Below are 17,637 nucleotides of genomic sequence, written 5' to 3'. Positions count from 1 at the left end.
TCAAACGCTGATCTGTTCCGGCGGGTTGTCCAAAAGCGCCCTCAGCCGCTGCATCGCGTCCTCGAAACGCTCCAGCGATACGTGGCCATTCATCGCAATTCGAACGGCGTTCGGCGCGCGCCCGTCGCGCAGGGCGAATTCATCGGCGGACCGCAACTGTATCCCCTCACGCTCGGCTGCACGTGTGAAAGACCCCGCGCGCCATCCCGAGGGCAGGCTGAGCCAAACAAAGGGGACATCCGGCGCCCAATTCAGGTCGAAACCACCCAGTGCGTTCACCGCCACCCGAACATATTCCCCCATCCTGACGCGCACATCCCGGGCAATTTCCCGTGTCCGTGGGTCAGACAACAAAAGCCGTGTCACCTCGGCCAGCGGTTGGGCCAGGCCGAAATACCCATACTCGGCAGAGCGGCGCAGATCGACGCTGCGCTCGCGCGGGGCGATGGCAAATCCGACACGCAGCGCTGGCGTCAGGATTTTCGAAATCGATGACACATGCCATCCACGTTCTGGTGCAAGTGCGCGATAGCTCGGTTCGCGGGCGTCGCCCATGCGATAGCAATCGTCTTCGATGATCTGCACATCAAAGCGCCGGGCGACCTCGACGATCTCTTTGCGGCGTTCGAGCGGTGTATGAGAGCCGGTCGGGTTTTGCACCTCGGGCGAAACGCAAACCGCCTGCGCCGGTGTCTGCCGCAGCAAATGCTCCATCGCTTTGGGGTCCAAACCCCAATTGTCCATCTTCACGCCCACGATGTCTGCCCGCATCAATTCCCCGGCCCGGCGAAATCCGGCATAGGACAGGTCTTCGACCAGAACGACGGGCTTCGGACCGTGCAGAATCGTCTGAAACACAAGGCACAAGCCGTTCTGTCCTCCGTGTGTCAGCACGATATCGTCATGTGTCAAAGGCCCCAACTGCAGGTCCGACAACCAATCGACCACCGATTGCCGCATCGGCTGGTAAGCGTCGCGTGTCGGATAGTTCAGAAACAGGCCCGGATTGGCCTGAGACACCTTTTGCAGACATTCGCGGATCAGAGACACCTGCCCCACATCCGCCAGCCTTGGGCTGAAAAGGCTGACATTGGCATCGTATTTGTCATCCTGCAGATGCAGCTCTCGCGCCCAGACATCATCCGGAACCGGAGATTTGGGCGGGGCGACAAATGTACCACGCCCGACCTCGGCTTGTAACAATCCCTCATCCGTCAGGATTGTATACGCACGCGCGACCGTACCTGGCGTGATTTGTAACTGATACGCAAGTTCACGCACCGGAGGCAGCTTGGTTCCAACCTCCAGCATGTTGTTATCTATCGCTTTTCGGATCGTGTCGGCCACAATGGCATATTTAGGACTTTTGGATTTCGGCAGCGCCTCTGGCCAAATTGTATCCATTACAATTCTTCCTTTGATTTTGACACAATCCTGAATGTATCAACGCCTTGTACCGAACATCTACGCTTTGTGTCAATACAATTTGAAAGGATACCCAAGATGACACGCGCAATGCACACACCCGCCCTTACCCTGCTGACCGACAGCCCCCGGCTGCCGCTAATCGCAGCGCTGGCCGTGCAGTTTGCAGCGACGGTCACCAAATGGGAGCAACGCCGCCGCAGTCGCGTGAACCTCGGCCGGTTGGATGATCGCCTGCTGCGCGACGTCGGGCTGACGCGGTTTCAATCGCGCGGCGAAACCAGCCGATATTTCTGGATGAACTAAGTTATCCCCAGTCCCATTTTTTGGGACCTCTTCCTGGGCCGGGGCTTGTCCCCGGCCTTTTTTATCCGAACTTTGCCGCAGCCGACCCTTCGGGCGGGATCGAATAGGTCATAGTGGCGCGCGCAACTGGTTCGTCATATCCTTCCGAGTACATAAGTACGTCCCCCACAGCCAGGCTGCGCCCGAGTTTCAGCAACCGGCATTTGGCGATCATATCAGCACCACCAACGGGTTTGCGCAAAAAGTCGACCGAACTATTGGTGGTGACGGCCAGAGACTGACGGCCTTTGCGGGCCAGAACCATGGCATAGACACTTACATCCGCCAGTCCAAACATCGAAGGCCCCGAGATGGTACCGCCCGGGCGCAAGTGACGCTCGGCTACAACAAGGCGCACGGTGATCGACGTCTCGGTCAGGTCCTCGATGACGAAATCCGCGTGGACCTGCGGAAAGACCTGCACCAGATAGTCAGACAATTCTTTTTTCGTCAGCGCCAATGACATGCTTTTCCTCCTTGCCGTGCCGCCCTAGAGTTGGCCCACAGCCAGCGGGAGGGCAATATGGCAATTCTGGAACGTAACGACACGGGCGCCGTCGCCCGCCTGACGATGAACGCGCCCGAGCGTCTCAATGCCCTCAGCGACGAGATGCTTGGTGCTCTGCAAGCGGAACTCGACGCGCTGCGCGACGACCGGTCGATTCGCGCGGTGATCCTGTCGGGTGCTGGCAAGGCATTCTGCGCAGGTCATGACTTGAAACAGATGACAAACGGGCGGCAGGCAAACGACCGAGGGCTAGCTTATTTTCAGGACCTCTTCGACCGCTGCGCCAAAATGATGATGTCGATACAAACCCTGCCTCAGCCAGTAATCGCCCAGACCCACGGCATTGCCACCGCCGCAGGTTGCCAATTGGTTGCGACCTGCGATCTGGCCATCGCCGCAGAAGGAACCCGGTTTGGGGTCAACGGTGTCAATATTGGCCTGTTCTGTTCGACACCGATGGTTGCGCTCAGCCGCAATATCCCGCGCAAACTCGCGTTCGAAATGCTGACAACTGGCGATTTCATCCAGGCCGAGCGCGCCGCCGAGCTTGGCCTGATCAATCGCGTCGTACCGGAAACCAGGCTAGAAGAAGAAACCAAGGCGCTGGCCGAACAACTGGCAAACAAGTTGGGATCGGCCGTCAAAGTCGGGAAAGAGGCGTTTTATCAACAACTTCAACTGCCCACCGATCAGGCATATGCCTATACCGCCGAGGTAATGGCGCAGAATATGCTGCATCGCGATACCGAAGAAGGAATAAACGCATTCATCGAAAAACGGCCTCCAAATTGGCAGCAATGAAGCGATTATTCGGCACAATTTTACAAACTGTTCGCAATTTTTCACTTTTCAAAGCGGCGACACTGTGGCAAAGGTGGGACAAGGCCATGGCCTGAAAGACACTTTTGGGTCGCCGTGGGCGGAAGGTCCCTCCAAGCTGGTTTCTCTCACCGGCGTCGACATTCCCGCAGCGGCGACCCCAAGACTTCCCAGATATTCGCGTCGTTGAAATAACACCGCAAACCCACGTTGCGCATTCACGCGCCCTGCCCTATGTGGCGTCTCATGACACAGAGATTGCATATCGTCGGCGGCGGAATGGCCGGGTCCGAGGCCGCCTGGCAGGCTGCTGAATTGGGTGTGGATGTCGTTATCCACGAAATGCGCCCCAAGGTGGGCACGTTTGCGCATCAGACCGGCAATCTGGCAGAAATGGTGTGCTCGAACTCGTTCCGTTCGGACGATGACGAACAGAACGCCGTTGGCTTGCTGCATTGGGAGATGCGCGCCGCAAACGGGCTGATCATGTCCACAGCAGACGCACATCGCTTGCCCGCTGGCGGCGCGTTGGCGGTTGACCGGGATCCTTTTGCCGAAACGGTTACGGCCAGGCTGCACGCTCACCCGCGCGTGTCGGTTACCGCCGAAGAAGTCACGTCTTTGCCGTCAGACGGTCAATGGATTTTTGCCACAGGTCCGCTGACCTCGGCTGATCTGGGCGCTGCGATCCAGTCCGAAACCGGGGCCGAAGCGCTAGCGTTTTTTGATGCGATTGCACCGATCGTCTATGCTGACAGCATCGACATGAGCCAGGCGTGGATGCAATCGCGCTATGACAAGGGCGAGACCGAGGAAGAGCGCACTGCTTATCTGAACTGCCCGATGGACCGTGATCAATACGAGGCGTTCATTGATGCCCTATTGGCGGCAGACAAGACCGAATTTCATGAAGGTGAAACCGCAGGATATTTCGATGGCTGCTTGCCAATCGAGGTTATGGCGGAACGTGGCCGCGAAACGCTGCGCCATGGACCGATGAAACCAGTTGGCCTGACCAACCCGCACAATCCGGACGACAAGCCCTATGCGGTGGTGCAATTGCGGCGCGACAACGCTCTGGGCACACTTTTCAATATCGTGGGTTTCCAGACCAAGATGAAATACGGTGCGCAGACCGATGTGTTTCGCATGATCCCGGGGCTTGAGAATGCCAGTTTTGCCCGGTTGGGCGGCATTCATCGCAATACATTCATCAACTCTCCGACACTACTGGACGCGCAGATGCGTCTGAAATCGCGTCCCAACATACGCTTTGCCGGCCAAATCACCGGGGTCGAAGGTTATGTGGAAAGCGCCGCGATGGGATTGCTGGCCGGGCGGTTTGCTGCGGCTGAGATTCAGGATCGCCCCCTTCCACCGCTTCCCCAGGACAGCGCGATGGGGGCCTTGATCCACCACATCACCGGCGGTGCCGAGGCAAAAACCTTTCAGCCGATGAACGTAAATTTCGGCCTGTTCCGCCCCGTTGAGGGCCTGAAAGGCGGGCGTCGTGGGCGCAAGGACCGCTACAAAGCCTATACCGATCGCGCCAAAGCGGCTTGGACCGAGTGGCTGGCTGGACGATGACCCCTGCGACCGCTTAACATGCTTGCATGAGCAAAAAATTTCTCAAGGATGTCTATGGGCTTGGGTCTGTGCAGGAAACGCAGGACCATTACCGCGAATGGGCAACCTCGTATGACGACGAGGTTGGCGGGCAAGGCTATGTGACACCGCGACGCGTGGCCGAGGCCTTGTGGTCGAAAAAACCGCAGGCGGATGTCCCTATTCTGGACTATGGCTGTGGCACGGGTCTGTCCGGAGAAGCTCTGCACACTGTCGGGTATCGGGTGATTGATGGCATGGACCCGACCTCTGAGATGTTGCAAGGGGCTGAAGCTAAGGGCGTATACCGAACCCTGACCGAGTTCGATATCACTGACCCTGCTCCGGTCAAGTCAAGTTCCTATTCGGTGATTACAGCCATTGGTGTGATCGGCACAGGTGCCGCACCGCCGGAAACACTGGATATGTTGATGCACGCCTTGCCAAAGAAAGGTCTGCTGGCGTTTTCGTTCAATGACCTGACGCTTACAGAACGCAGCTATACCACGCGTTTGGGTGATTGGCTGGACATGGGGCATGCCCGTCTTCTGTTTCGCGAGAACGGCCCCCACCTGCGCGGCATGGACATGAGATCAGACGTTTACGTGATTGAAAAAGCGTGACTTTCAGGACCCGTTTTGCGCCGTCTCCAACCGGGCCACTACACTTGGGTCACGCCTATTCGGCGATCCTGGCCCATGATTTGGCGCGTGAACAGGGCGGAGAGTTCCTGCTGCGGATCGAAGATATCGATCAATCCCGCGCGCGCCCAAAGTGGGAAAATCTGATCTATGATGATCTTGAATGGCTGGGCCTGCGTTGGCCCAAGCCTGTCATGCGCCAGTCGGACCGCTTGCCTGCCTATCAGGTCGCCTTGGATCAGCTTTGGGCGCAGGGTCTGTTGTACCCTTGTACGTGTAACCGAAAAGACATCGCCGCGGCAGCCAGTGCACCGCAGGAAGGTGCGCCGCTTTATGGTCCTGATGGTCTCATTTACCCCGGCACTTGCCGGGAACGTTGGAAACACGGCGATCCTGCTAGCAGGGCGCGGCCAATCGATATTCCGCTGCGGCTCGATATCGCCAAGGCAGCACAATTGGTTCAGGCCCGCGCGCCGGGGTTTCACGAATTAGGGTCAGGTCCAAACGGTGAGACTGGGACGATCTCACTGTCGCCCCAGGATTTGTCGCAGACCATCGGGGATGTCGTCTTGTCCCGGCGTGACATGGGGACGTCATATCACCTCTCGGTAGTGCTGGATGATGCCGATCAGGGCATCACGCATGTCGTGCGCGGGAAGGATTTGTTCGAGGCAACGCGAATTCACGTCTTACTGCAAGCGGTGCTTGGCCTTCCGACCCCGCAGTACACGCATCATCGCCTGATCCGCGATGAGGCGGGTAAGCGTCTGGCCAAACGCGACGATGCGCGCGCGATCGCCAAATACCGTGAAGAAGGTGCCAGCCCTGATGATATCCGGCGAATGATTGGCATCAAAGCCAAATCCACCCCTTAGCGACGAAGCACGTTAACTACCACGCACCGGATGTTCACTCCATCGGTTTCATCAATTCGACTTCTTCGCCTTCGCGAACAGCGGTGTAGAAGCAAGAGCGCCGGTTCGTGTGACAGGCAGGCCCTTGCTGACGCACCAAGACCAACAGACAGTCGCGGTCGCAGTCGACCCGGAAATCGACCAGTTCTTGCACGTGACCCGAGGTTTCGCCTTTGACCCAGAACGACTTACGCGAGCGCGACCAATAGGTTACCCGCCGCGATTCAAGTGTGCGCGAAACCGACTCGACATTCATCCAGGCCATCATGAGAACCTCGCCCGTGCTCTCGTTCTGAGCGATGGCTGGGATCAGACCCGCCTCGTTGAATTTCAGCGTCGATGGGTCGAACGCGACTGTCTGTGCCATTCCAAAAAACCTTTTGCATCGCCGGGTTTGGTCACTATGTATTGGGAACCGCTACCGAGGGAAACCCATGTCCGGCGAAACTGACCTGATCAAGCTGTATTCCGGGCGCATTCTTGCGCTGGCGGCGGATATTCCTCATCTGGATCGTCTGGAAAACCCCGATGCCACCGTCAAAAAGCGCGCGCCTCTGTGCGGCTCGACGGTGACGGTCGATGTAACGCTGCGCGACGGCAAGGTTGCCGAATATGGACAGGATGTTAAAGCTTGCGCGCTTGGCCAGGCGTCAGCCTCTGTCGTTGGTGACGCAGTTATCGGAGCGACGCGTCAACAGGTGGAGGCCGCCCGCGATCAGCTCGCTGCCATGTTGAAGAAAGACGGCCCTGCCCCGGATGCGCCCTTTGACGGGCTCGAAGTTCTGATGCCCGCGCGGGATTACAAGAACCGTCACGCCTCAATCCTGCTGGCGTTGGAGGCCACCGCCGAGGCGATGGGACAAGCCGAACAGGCCAATTGCGCCTGACCTTGGCCTTTTGTACGGACGCCGAATAACCTCGCGCGAAAGTCCTGAGGGGGTCGCGGTTTGAACAATCTGCTTGAACATTTCGTGACCCTTTGGGTGGTGATTGACCCGATCGGCACGATCCCGGTATTCATCGCCGTTACCGCCGGTATCGAGGCTTCTGCCCGCCGTCGTACGGCATTACTTGCAGCATTCATCAGCGCCGGAGTTTTGCTGTTCTTCCTTGTTTTCGGACAGCTGCTGATCGAGGCATTGGATATTGGCCTTAACTCGTTTCAGGTTGCCGGCGGCATCATCCTGTTTCTGTTCGCGCTGACAATGATCTTTGGCGAAAGCAAGCAGGATATCGAGCAGCGCCAGGCCGAAGAAGATCAGGAAGACAAGATTCACCAATCCAATCCAGCGATCTTCCCGTTGGCGGTGCCCTCGCTTGCATCGCCCGGTGCGATGCTGGCGATCGTCATTTTGACCGACAACAACCGATTTAGCGCTGCGGATCAGGGTATCACCGCGCTGATCATGCTTTTGGTCATCGCGATTGCCTTTGTCTTGATGCTGCTGGCCGAGCCGATCATTCGGCTGATCGGCCATTCGGGCGCTGCCATCATCAGCCGCGTGATGGGCATGATCCTGGCCTCTGTCGCAGTCAATTCCGTGCTTTCAGCGATCCTTGAGATCATGAAGACGGGTCAATTGTAAGAAAAAACCGCCGCACCTTCCGGGCGGAAAGGGCGGCGGCAGGTATTGCGTTTCTCGCGTGGGATCCGGAATTCCGCGCGGGGCCGAGGCAGGCCCCTCAAGGGGTTTGGGACAGGCAGGTCACCCTTGACTGAAATGGGGATGACATACGCGGGTTGAACGGCACGAGATCGCAGGCAGAAAGGCTTAGAACCCCAGCGGCAAATGAAGGGCAACCACCAGCATCACAACCAAGGACACGGCACCCGCAGCGTCTTGCAAAATCGTGGCTTGCGAACGGCTGAATGCGGTCTTGATTTGGGTCAGCATGGTCTCACCTCCGGTCAGGGTTTAATCCTTTGTTGACCTTTTGTTCTCATATTTTCCCGAGTCGGTAAAGAACTTTTTGAGAACATTTGTGAACTCACCGGAACTTTCTGTCTAACCCACTGATATCAAACGGATCGCCTGATCCTGCTTCATCAGCCATAACAGAACACGCGCGGCTTGCCCCCGTTCAGAGGTGAGTTTCGGGTCACCGGAGAGCAGATTCCGCGCGTCAGATTGCGCTACAGCCATCAATCCGGCCTGCCGTTCCAGATCAGCAATCCGAAACTTTGGCAGGCCCGACTGCGCGGTTCCGATCAGGTCTCCGGCGCCGCGCATCTGAAGATCGGTTTCGGCAATGCGAAACCCGTCTTCGGTTTCACGAAGAACCTCCAGACGTTTGCGACCGCCTTCACTTAGCGGCGGCTGATACATCAACAAGCAGGTCGAGGCTTCCTCGCCACGTCCGACCCGACCACGCAACTGATGTAGCTGCGCTAGGCCGAAGATTTCTGCGCGCTCGATCACCATGATCGTGGCGTTCGGCACGTTGACACCGACCTCGATCACTGTTGTTGCGACCAGCACCTTGGTCTGCCCGGATTGAAACGCTGCCATCGCGGCATCCTTTTCCGCCGGTGGCATCTGGCCATGCACCAGCCCGACAGTACCGTCGCCCAGCAAGGCCCGCAGCCGTTTGAACCGCTCCTCGGCCGCTGTCAGGTCCGAGACTTCGGATTCGTCCACCAAAGGACAGACCCAGTAACATTGCCTTCCCTCACCGATCGCAAGCCGCAGATGGTCGACCACCTCGTCCATGCGCTGCGTGCTGATGATAGCGGTTTTGATCGGCTTACGACCCGGCGGCTTTTCATCCAGCACCGATACGTCCATGTCACCATATTGCGCCAGCGCCAGACTGCGCGGGATCGGTGTGGCGGTCATGACCAGAACATCCGCTCCCTGCCCTTTTTCGGATAGCTCCATCCGCTGACGCACACCGAAACGGTGCTGCTCGTCAACGATCGCGAGACGCAGATCCTGAAACTCAACATCGCTTTGGAACACGGCATGCGTGCCGACCAGAATGTGAATGTCCCCTCGCGCCAGCGCGGCAAGCTTGGCTTTTCGCTCGGCCCCCTTATCGCGGCCCGTCAGAATCTCCAGAACGACGCCAGCCTCTTCGGCCAGCGGGCGCAGTCCTTCGAGATGTTGGCGGGCAAGGATCTCGGTGGGGGCCATCATGACTCCCTGCCCCTTGGCCTCAACCGCGACCAGCAGGGCCATGAACGCCACCAGCGTTTTGCCCGCACCCACATCACCCTGCAACAAACGGTTCATCCGCGTATTTGAGCCCATATCAGCAGTGATTTCCTGGATCGCGCGCTCTTGCGCTCCGGTCGGTCGATACGGCAGGGATTGCAGTACTCGCCCCTGCAACGCCCCGGTTCCAACACTGACAATTCCGCGCGCCTTTTTTTCCCTCTGCCGGGCCAACGCAAGGGTGAGTTGATGCGCGAACAGCTCATCATAAGCCAGCCGCTCCCTTGCGGGGTCAAATGGCGCGACATCATCCGCACCTTGCGGATGGTGCGCATCGCGGACCGCCGCCGCCCAACCCGGCCAGCTTTTCTGGGCGATCTGGTTGGGGTCAATCCACTCCTGAAGGTTGGGCACGCGGTCCAGCGCACTTTGCGCCGCCTTGTACGCGGTTTTCTGTGTCACCCCTTGGGTCAGATGGTAGACGGGTTCAAACTCTGGCAGTTCGGCGACATCCGCTGGGGCAACAACATGATCCGGGTGAACCATCTGCGCCATACCGTCGAACAATTCAAGTTTACCAGAAACCACACGGCACGATCCTTGCGGGAGGATCTTTTTCAGATAGTCACCGCGCGCGTGGAAGAACACGAGCTGGAAATCCGCCTGGCTATCCTCAACATGAATGCGGTAAGCCCCGCCCCGATTGCGAGAAGGACGATGCGGGCCGACGGTAACCTCAACAGTCAGCGTCGTCGGCAGATCAGCCCCTTTGATCGTGTCTCGCCGCCGCCGGTCAATCACCGCGTAAGGCAACGCAAACAGAACATCCCGTGGTGTTTCGACCCCCAATTGCCCAAACAATTGCGCGGTTTTGGGGCCTACACCGTCCAGCGTCTCGAGGCCCGCAAACAGCGGAAACAGGATCTCCGGACGGCTGCTCATGCATCCCCGATCAGTTGCAGCCAGCCATCTTCGTCCAGCGTTTCAATCCCCAGATCCGCCGCCTTTTTTGCTTTGGAGCCCGCACCTGGACCTGCCACCAGCAGATCGGTCTTCTGGCTGACCGAGCCCGACACCTTTGCCCCCAGCGCCTCGGCCCTTGCCTTTGCCTCGGCCCGGGTCATTTTTTCCAGCGTTCCGGTAAACACAACCGTTTTACCCGCAACCGGGCTGTCAGCGGCTGGCAGATCCGGCGCAATGATCGTCAGGTGCTGCCGGAGGTCATCGAAGGCCCGGCGCTCATCAGCGTTTGCAAATGCGTCCGACAGGGAAAGGCCCAATGTGGTGCCAATCCCGTCAATGCCAATCAGGTCCGACCAGGCCGAAACAGCGGCCGAAGGTACATCGGAATTGGCAATGGCGACGTCCCGCGCCTCTTTCACCCGAGCGCGGCGACCTTCCTGCGTTGCGGTTTGCCGTTCGGCCTCTTCCGCGGCGTCTGCGCGTCGTTGGGCTAGGGCCGCTGGACGGGCCGTGTCAATCGCTTGCGCCATCACATCCCAATCGAGAAAGTGCAGCGCAAGGTCCCGCGCGCCAACCTCACCGACATGGCGAATGCCCAAGGCGAACAGTAAGCGCCCAAACTCGATCTTCCGCTTTTCGTCGATGGCCGCGAACAGATTGCTGGCCGATGTTTCACCCCACCCGTCCCGGTTCTTGAGCCGCGATAGGTTTTTTGCGTCGCGCTCGTGCAGAGTGAAAATGTCGGCGGGGGTATTGATCGGAAGAGCCGTGTCACCATGGAACATCTCGATCTGCTTGGCACCCAGACCCTCGATATCAAAGGCTTTGCGCGATACAAAATGCTTCAGTTTTTCAACGGCTTGAGCCGGGCATATCAGCCCACCCGTGCAGCGCCGGACCGCATCGCCGTCCTCGCGAATGGCGTCGCTACCACATTCGGGACAAGCCGTCGGAAATTCATAGGGTGCGCTGTCATCCGGACGTTTCGTCAGGTCAACATCGGCCACTTTGGGAATGACATCTCCGGCCCTGTAAACCTGCACCCAGTCCCCGACGCGGATATCCTTGCCGCCCCGGATCACACCGCCTTTGGCATCGCGGCCCGCGATATAGTCTTCGTTATGCAGCGTGGCGTTCGAGACGACCACACCCCCGACCGTGACGGGATGCAACCGTGCAACCGGGCTAAGTGCTCCGGTGCGCCCTACCTGAATGTCGATCCCGTCCAACCGGGTCCAGGCCAATTCAGCGGGGAACTTGTGGGCGATCGCCCAACGCGGCGTGGTCGAGCGAAAGCCAAGCCGCGCCTGCAAGGCAAGATCGTTGACCTTATAGACAACGCCGTCGATATCATATCCGAGGGTCGACCGCTGCGCTTCGATATCGCGGTAATGGTTCAGCATTTCTGGGACCGAGTCGCATTTTCGCGTCAACTCGTTGGTCTGAAACCCGAAGGCGTGCAAACGTTCGATGGCATCAATCTGTGTGGTCGCGATTGGCGCCGAGAGCTCTCCCCACGCATAGGCAAAGAACCGAAGAGGCCGGGAGCGGGTGATTGTGGCATCCAGCTGACGCAGCGACCCCGCAGCCGCGTTGCGCGGGTTGGCAAAGGTCTTGCCGCCGCTTGCCGTTTGGCGCGCGTTCAGATCGTCAAAATCCGCGTGCGACATATAGACCTCGCCGCGCACCTCCAGGATGTCCGGGGCGTTCTCGATCTGCTGCGGAATATCCGCAACAGTGCGCGCGTTGGCGGTGACATTCTCGCCGACCTCTCCATCGCCGCGCGTCGCCGCCTGGACCAAAACGCCCTGCTCGTAGCGCAGCGAAAGGGACAGGCCGTCGATCTTGGGTTCGGCGGTGTATGAGAGCGGCGCGTCGTCACTCAGCCCCAGATATTTCCGAATTGAACGGTCGAAATCTGCGATATCGGTATCGTCAAAACCATTGCCCAACGACATCATCCGGACCGCGTGAGAGACCTTGGCAAACCCGTCAGCCGCCCGCGCACCAACTAGATCGGTCGGACTGTCGCTGCGCTTCAGTGCCGGAAAGTGCGCCTCGATATCGGCGTTTCGACGTTTTAACGCGTCGTAGTCCGCATCCGAAAGTTCGGGCGCATCTTCTGCGTGATATAGTCGATTGGCCCGTTGCAGGACATGGGCGAGCCGCTCTAACTCGGCGCGGGCCTCATCCTGCGTCAGCTCGGATACGGGGGTAATTTCGCTCATGGCCTCGCCCTGTCACGTCGTTCTGAAACCCAGTGATAGGGCGAGGCCGAAGCGAGGTCCAGTGTTGTGCTGTACCGTGAGTGGAGGTGCCGCCCTGGACCAACGGCGGCAGTGTTTCAGTCAGGCGCCAACGGCCAAACGAGTTTCCGAGTTTGCCGCCGCCTGCGGATCACGCAGAACATATCCCCGGCCCCAGACCGTTTCGATATAGTTCTCGCCACCCGTAGCGTTGCTGAGTTTCTTGCGCAGCTTGCAGATGAACACGTCGATGATCTTGAGTTCCGGTTCGTCCATGCCGCCGTAAAGATGGTTGAGGAACATCTCTTTTGTCAGGGTCGTCCCTTTGCGCAGGCTCAACAATTCGAGCATCTGGTATTCCTTGCCGGTCAGATGGACAGTCTTGCCCTCGACCTCGACCGTTTTGGCATCCAGGTTGACTGCAACCCGTCCGGTGTGAATGACCGATTGGGAATGACCCTTGGAACGACGGATAATAGCGTGGATACGGGCCACCAGTTCTTCTCGGTGGAAGGGCTTGGTCAGATAGTCGTCGGCACCAAAGCCGAAACCTTTGATCTTGCTTTCCGTGTCATCTGCGCCGGACAGAATCAAAATCGGCGTTTCCACGCGCGCAATGCGAAGCTGGCGAAGAACCTCGTGACCATTCATGTCGGGCAGGTTCAGATCCAGCAGGATCAGATCGTAATCATAGAGCTTTGCCAGGTCGATGCCTTCTTCGCCAAGATCTGTCGCATAAACGTTCAAATTTGCATGAGTTAGCATCAGTTCGATGCTTTTGGACGTTGTTGGATCATCCTCGACAAGAAGTATTCGCATATTACTGCTCCAATTTGGGTCAAGTTCTTCAACTGAATTGAGCCTGAATAAAAATGGTTAATCTGACGTTACCGTTGAATCATTTATTCACGCTCTTCTTTAAGTTGTCGATATTTTTTTAATGTGGTGACCTTCAAAGCGTCGACACCGTGCTCGGCCACGGCTGCGACCCAGGTGTTGAACTCTTCATCACTGATGCCATAGCGTTTCTTGGCATCCGACAAGGTGATCAGCCCATACAGCACCCCCCGGACGACCAGCGCCTTTCGGGACGCGACCCATCTTCTTGTGTCGGCAGACGGCAAATCAGCGCGCGTCAGGATGGTTCCGTCCGGTAATGTAATTGACCGCGGTCCTTCCACTTTGTGCAAATACATCTCTCGCCCCTTTTTCAACTGCGACAAAGCTGCCCCCAGCCTACTTAAAAGGAGGTGAAACCACCCCTTGAGAGTGTGTAGAATTTTCCTATATTCTGCCGGTCTTTCTTAACCCGGACTGGAATCGCCATGGCCCTCGCTGCCGAGACCAAACTCAATTCGCTTGGTTTTGCCAAACCGCCCTCGGAAACGCGGGTGGTTGTTGCCATGTCGGGTGGTGTCGACAGTTCAGTCGTTGCGGCCTATCTGGCCGAACAGGGCTATGACGTGGTCGGCGTGACGCTGCAGCTTTATGACCACGGCGCGGCACTGGCCAAGAAAGGCGCGTGCTGCGCCGGGATCGATATCCACGATGCGCGCCGCGTGGCCGAGGAACGTGGATTTCCGCATTACGTGCTGGACTACGAGAACATCTTCAAGGACGCCGTGATCGACGAGTTCGCCGACAGTTACCTGGCTGGCGCGACACCCGTCCCCTGCATTCGTTGCAATGAACGCGTGAAATTCAAGGACCTGCTGGAAACCGCCAAGGACCTTGAAGCTGACTGCATGGCGACCGGTCATTACATTCAGCGCAAGATGGGCGCAAACGGACCTGAGTTGCACAGCGCCGAAGACGCCAATCGCGACCAGTCGTATTTCCTGTTCTCGACCACGCCAGAGCAGTTGGACTATCTGCGCTTTCCTCTGGGCCACCTGCCCTCAAAGGACGCAACACGTGAGATGGCGGCGCAATACGGTCTGGCGGTTGCCGACAAGCCTGACAGTCAGGACATTTGCTTTGTGCCCAACGGCAACTATGCCAGCGTGATCGAAAAGCTGCGTCCCGGCGCTGCCGAACCCGGCGAGATCGTGCATGCAGATGGTCGGGTGCTGGCCCAGCACAATGGCGTCATTCACTACACAATCGGACAGCGCCGTGGTCTGGGCATCGGTGGCCTGAGTGAGCCGCTTTATGTGGTGAAGCTGGATGTGGACAAAAAACAGGTCGTGGTCGGCCCCAAGGAATTGCTGGCCACGCGGACCATCCCCGTGCGCGAGATCAACTGGCTGGGCGATGCGCCGTTCACTTCGCTAGACGAATGGCACCTGTCGGTCAAAGTCCGATCGACCCGCCCCCCGCGCGAGGCGATCATCCGTCCCTTGTCCGATACGACGGCCGAGGTTGAATTGCTGACGCCCGAAGAAGGTATCTCGCCCGGACAGGCTTGTGTGTTCTACGCCAATGAGGGCAGCCGCATCTTTGGCGGCGGCTGGATCTGGCGCGGTTACTGAAGCCGGAATACCAGGCTAAAGAACGTCCGTTGGGCTGTTGACCAGAATATACAGCCCCACTGACACCATGATGTAAGGCGCAATCCTGTCGAGTCGGGCAAATCGCGGCCCAAGAACCTGCGCACGCGGTGCGCCCCAGGCTGCCACCGCACTCAGAACCGCGAGTGCAGAGAAAGCTCCGATCAAGGCCGTCAAACGAAATGCCGGGGTCGAATCCGCAAATAGTGGCGTCATGGCTGCCAAAGTGTCGAACGACAAGCTTAGAAACAGCACAACGGTCGATGTTATCGCACCCGTATCCGGCAGTTTACGGCCTTCGGCACCTGAAAGCTGTTGCCAGATACCGTAGAGGCCCAAAGACATGGGTATGATCCCAAGATAGCCGACCCACCGCAGAAACCCGGTTTGATCAAGTCCGCTGGCGATCACCATTGCCAGAGTCAGGATGATCACCTGCGCTACAACAAACCCCGCAACTGCGCGCCGTGTTTCCATCACCATGATCAGGCCGAACAAGACAACCAGATTGTCCAGATTGGTCGAGATCGTCACGATCCCGGCCGACACGGCGAACAGGATATGCTCAATCATGTTGGCTTGGCAGTCGTTTTAGCACCGCCTTGGCTGCGCGCAAACCCGGTGCTTCTCCACCGCGTCCCAGGCGGTCCATTGTCATGGTCATCGCCTCGCGCTGCGCCTCCGGATCAGCCGCCACATCTTTGAGCGCGGCTGCGATTTTGTCGGGGACGCAATCGTTCAGCAAACGCTCGGGAACCGACCGCGTGTCGGATACCAGATTGACCAGAGTCACCGTGTCCAGCTTGACCATTCGTTCGGCCATTTTCTGGGTCAGCCAACTGAGCTTGTAGGCGATGACCATCGGTGTCGCCTGCGCGGCCAGTTCAAGCGATACGGTGCCCGATGCGGCCAAGGCCAATTCCGCGGCAGCAAAGGCTGCGCGTTTCTGCTGAACCGCCAGATCTGCAGGGATATTGCGCGGATCGACAACGACCGGAGAGCCCGGCCAGTTCTGCACGTGATCGGTCACGGTCTCGACCATGTGAGCGACGGCAGGAACGACCACCCGCATTTCGGGTCGACCAGTCAGAAACAGACGCAGAGCCTCACCGAATACCGGCGCAAGCCGATCGACTTCGCCCCGACGCGATCCCGGCAGCGCCAGAATAACCGGGCTTTGCCCCAACCCATGGGCCTGCCGGAACTCTTGTATGTCCTCGTCAGTTGCAACGGGTTCATTGACGACCGGGTGACCGACAAAGTCGCACTCCATGCCGGCGCGTTCCATGTACGGCGGCTCGAACGGCAGCAGCGCCAGAACGTGATCGATGACCTTTGCCATCTTGTCCGCCCTGCCCGGTCGCCACGCCCAGACACTTGGAGCGACGTAATGGACCGTGCGGATTTTGCTGCCCGCTTTTACGATCTTGGCCACGCGCAGCGAGAAATCGGGACTGTCAATCGTGATCAAGACATCCGGCTGCGTGTCGAGCACGGCCTCAGCCGTCTCGGCGATACGACGCTTGAGGTGAAAGAACTTGGGCAGAACCTCGACCAGCCCCATAACGCTGAGTTCGGCCATCGGAAAGCGACTGACCAGCCCTTGCGCCTGCATCAGCGGGCCACCGACACCGTCGAACTCGACATCCGGGACCAGTGTTTTCAGGCCTTCCATCAACGCGCCGCCCAGCCGATCGCCCGAAGGTTCTCCGGCGACCAGAAAGACACGCATCAGACGGCCCGCTCACGCACAAGCAGGAACAGGCCCAACCGTTCGCATTCTGCCACCACGCGCTGGCGGTCCAAAACGATGACGCCGCCCTTTTCGATAACGATGCCTGTCAGACCGGCCGCGACCGCTTCGGTCACAGTGTCCGGGCCGATGGTGGGCAGGTCTACACGGCGGTCCTGATCGGGCTTCGGGCCCTTGACAAGCACGCCACCACCAGCATCGGGGCGCTGGGTCAGGGATTGCAGCATCCATGCAGTGCCATAAATCCCTTCAACCGCCAAAGCCTGCCCTTTCTGGACCACACACGCCTGACCGATATCGGCGGCCCCAATCGCACGCAGGATACCCGCAGCCCGGTCCGCGTCGGCCTGATCGGCCCCGGACGGCTGCGCCTGCGTCAAACATCCAACAGGTGGAAGAACCCCGGGCGCGATCTCGTGCGCGGCGCGCACCGTCAGGCCCGATTGTTCGAAAATAGCGATGACCGCCCGCAGCGCGCCGTCATCACCGGACATCATGGCCTGCTGCAAGATCGGAACCAGCGGCATCGTTGCCGCATCGATCCGCGCAGGATCAACGGCAGGTCTGCGCACCGCACCCGCCATGCAAATTTCATCCACCCCGCGCGCCTTGAGGTCGGCGATAAAACTGCCGAGCTGCTCCAGCGGAAACACAATATCCGGGGTCAGAGTGTCGGGTTGAAACCCTTCCAGTGCGCACACCAGCGGGCGCTCGTCCAGTTGGCTCACCACCTCGTCCGGCAAAGCGCCCGTACCCGCGATCAAAGCCAGCATG

19 protein-coding genes are annotated in these 17,637 nt (G+C 58.7%); 8 read left to right on the top strand and 11 right to left on the bottom strand.

Translation table 11 applies throughout. The features are described from left to right. Nucleotides 1-1,404, bottom strand: a complete 1,404-nt coding sequence (locus tag ACR0JA_RS02800) for an aminotransferase-like domain-containing protein (RefSeq protein ID WP_480569667.1) — start codon at nt 1,402-1,404, stop codon at nt 1-3. 99 nt (nt 1,405-1,503) lie between these two features. Between ACR0JA_RS02800 and ACR0JA_RS02795 the strand changes: the two genes are divergently transcribed. Further along, on the top strand, nt 1,504-1,731 hold the full coding sequence (locus ACR0JA_RS02795; protein ID WP_480569664.1) for a DUF1127 domain-containing protein: 228 nt from the start codon (nt 1,504-1,506) through the stop codon (nt 1,729-1,731). A gap of 61 nt (nt 1,732-1,792) precedes the next feature. On the opposite strand, the gene ACR0JA_RS02790 is transcribed toward ACR0JA_RS02795, so the two are convergent. Further along, entirely contained in the window at nt 1,793-2,236 is a 444-nt protein-coding gene (locus ACR0JA_RS02790; RefSeq protein ID WP_480569661.1) for a PaaI family thioesterase, read from the bottom strand. 30 nt (nt 2,237-2,266) lie between these two features. On the opposite strand from ACR0JA_RS02790, the gene ACR0JA_RS02785 reads away from it, so the two are divergent. From ACR0JA_RS02785 to gluQRS, 4 genes are all read left to right on the top strand, one after another. After that, a complete protein-coding gene (locus tag ACR0JA_RS02785; protein ID WP_480569658.1) occupies nt 2,267-3,079 on the top strand; it encodes an enoyl-CoA hydratase in 813 nt (270 codons plus the stop codon). Nucleotides 3,080-3,343: 264 nt separating this feature from the next. Next, nucleotides 3,344-4,684, top strand: coding sequence for a methylenetetrahydrofolate--tRNA-(uracil(54)-C(5))-methyltransferase (FADH(2)-oxidizing) TrmFO (gene trmFO, locus ACR0JA_RS02780; RefSeq protein WP_480569655.1), 1,341 nt, complete (start codon nt 3,344-3,346; stop codon nt 4,682-4,684). Between the two features lie 26 nt (nt 4,685-4,710). After that, the gene (locus ACR0JA_RS02775) at nt 4,711-5,325 is read left to right on the top strand and encodes a class I SAM-dependent DNA methyltransferase (protein WP_480569652.1); all 615 of its coding nucleotides are present in this window, start codon (nt 4,711-4,713) and stop codon (nt 5,323-5,325) included. Then, entirely contained in the window at nt 5,322-6,218 is an 897-nt protein-coding gene (gluQRS, locus tag ACR0JA_RS02770) for a tRNA glutamyl-Q(34) synthetase GluQRS (protein WP_480569649.1), read from the top strand. Before ACR0JA_RS02775 ends, gluQRS begins: the two co-directional genes overlap by 4 nt. Before the next feature lie 34 nt (nt 6,219-6,252). On the opposite strand, the gene hisI is transcribed toward gluQRS, so the two are convergent. Next, a complete protein-coding gene (hisI, locus tag ACR0JA_RS02765) occupies nt 6,253-6,624 on the bottom strand; it encodes a phosphoribosyl-AMP cyclohydrolase (protein WP_480569646.1) in 372 nt (123 codons plus the stop codon). A gap of 67 nt (nt 6,625-6,691) precedes the next feature. On the opposite strand from hisI, the gene ACR0JA_RS02760 reads away from it, so the two are divergent. Together ACR0JA_RS02760 and ACR0JA_RS02755 are read left to right on the top strand one after the other, a co-directional pair. Beyond that, entirely contained in the window at nt 6,692-7,144 is a 453-nt protein-coding gene (locus tag ACR0JA_RS02760) for an iron-sulfur cluster assembly scaffold protein (RefSeq protein ID WP_480569643.1), read from the top strand. Between the two features lie 60 nt (nt 7,145-7,204). Then, nucleotides 7,205-7,843 (top strand): MarC family protein, encoded by a 639-nt coding sequence (locus tag ACR0JA_RS02755; RefSeq protein ID WP_480569640.1) that lies wholly within the window; start codon nt 7,205-7,207, stop codon nt 7,841-7,843. Between the two features lie 186 nt (nt 7,844-8,029). On the opposite strand, the gene ACR0JA_RS02750 is transcribed toward ACR0JA_RS02755, so the two are convergent. The 5 genes from ACR0JA_RS02750 to sciP all read right to left on the bottom strand — a co-directional run bounded on the left by ACR0JA_RS02750 (nt 8,030) and on the right by sciP (nt 13,817). Continuing rightward, nucleotides 8,030-8,152, bottom strand: a complete 123-nt coding sequence (locus ACR0JA_RS02750; protein ID WP_480569637.1) for a hypothetical protein — start codon at nt 8,150-8,152, stop codon at nt 8,030-8,032. A 111-nt stretch (nt 8,153-8,263) separates the two neighbouring features. Next, on the bottom strand, nt 8,264-10,354 hold the full coding sequence (gene recG / locus ACR0JA_RS02745; protein ID WP_480569634.1) for an ATP-dependent DNA helicase RecG: 2,091 nt from the start codon (nt 10,352-10,354) through the stop codon (nt 8,264-8,266). Further along, a complete protein-coding gene (gene ligA / locus ACR0JA_RS02740) occupies nt 10,351-12,603 on the bottom strand; it encodes an NAD-dependent DNA ligase LigA (RefSeq protein ID WP_480569631.1) in 2,253 nt (750 codons plus the stop codon). The genes recG and ligA overlap by 4 nt, the downstream gene beginning before the upstream one ends. Nucleotides 12,604-12,723: 120 nt before the next feature. Next, a complete protein-coding gene (gene ctrA, locus ACR0JA_RS02735) occupies nt 12,724-13,440 on the bottom strand; it encodes a response regulator transcription factor CtrA (protein ID WP_480569628.1) in 717 nt (238 codons plus the stop codon). Nucleotides 13,441-13,523: 83 nt separating this feature from the next. Further along, nucleotides 13,524-13,817, bottom strand: a complete 294-nt coding sequence (gene sciP, locus ACR0JA_RS02730; protein WP_480569625.1) for a CtrA inhibitor SciP — start codon at nt 13,815-13,817, stop codon at nt 13,524-13,526. A 129-nt stretch (nt 13,818-13,946) separates the two neighbouring features. Between sciP and mnmA the strand changes: the two genes are divergently transcribed. After that, nucleotides 13,947-15,092, top strand: a complete 1,146-nt coding sequence (gene mnmA, locus ACR0JA_RS02725) for a tRNA 2-thiouridine(34) synthase MnmA (RefSeq protein ID WP_480569622.1) — start codon at nt 13,947-13,949, stop codon at nt 15,090-15,092. 15 nt (nt 15,093-15,107) lie between these two features. Here the strand turns inward: mnmA and ACR0JA_RS02720 are convergent, their stop codons facing one another. The 3 genes from ACR0JA_RS02720 to ACR0JA_RS02710 are packed head-to-tail and all read right to left on the bottom strand — an operon-like array spanning nt 15,108 to nt 17,636. Further along, a complete protein-coding gene (locus tag ACR0JA_RS02720; protein WP_480569619.1) occupies nt 15,108-15,683 on the bottom strand; it encodes a hypothetical protein in 576 nt (191 codons plus the stop codon). Continuing rightward, nucleotides 15,676-16,842 (bottom strand): lipid-A-disaccharide synthase, encoded by a 1,167-nt coding sequence (gene lpxB / locus ACR0JA_RS02715; protein ID WP_480569616.1) that lies wholly within the window; start codon nt 16,840-16,842, stop codon nt 15,676-15,678. Before lpxB ends, ACR0JA_RS02720 begins: the two co-directional genes overlap by 8 nt. Beyond that, nucleotides 16,842-17,636, bottom strand: coding sequence for an LpxI family protein (locus tag ACR0JA_RS02710; RefSeq protein WP_480569612.1), 795 nt, complete (start codon nt 17,634-17,636; stop codon nt 16,842-16,844). The genes lpxB and ACR0JA_RS02710 overlap by 1 nt, the downstream gene beginning before the upstream one ends. Nucleotide 17,637: the final 1 nt, after the last annotated feature.

This window comes from Ruegeria sp. AM4 (genome assembly GCF_056540665.1).
Note: the sequence above shows the minus strand (reverse complement) of the source record. Positions and strands in the feature narration are given on the sequence as shown.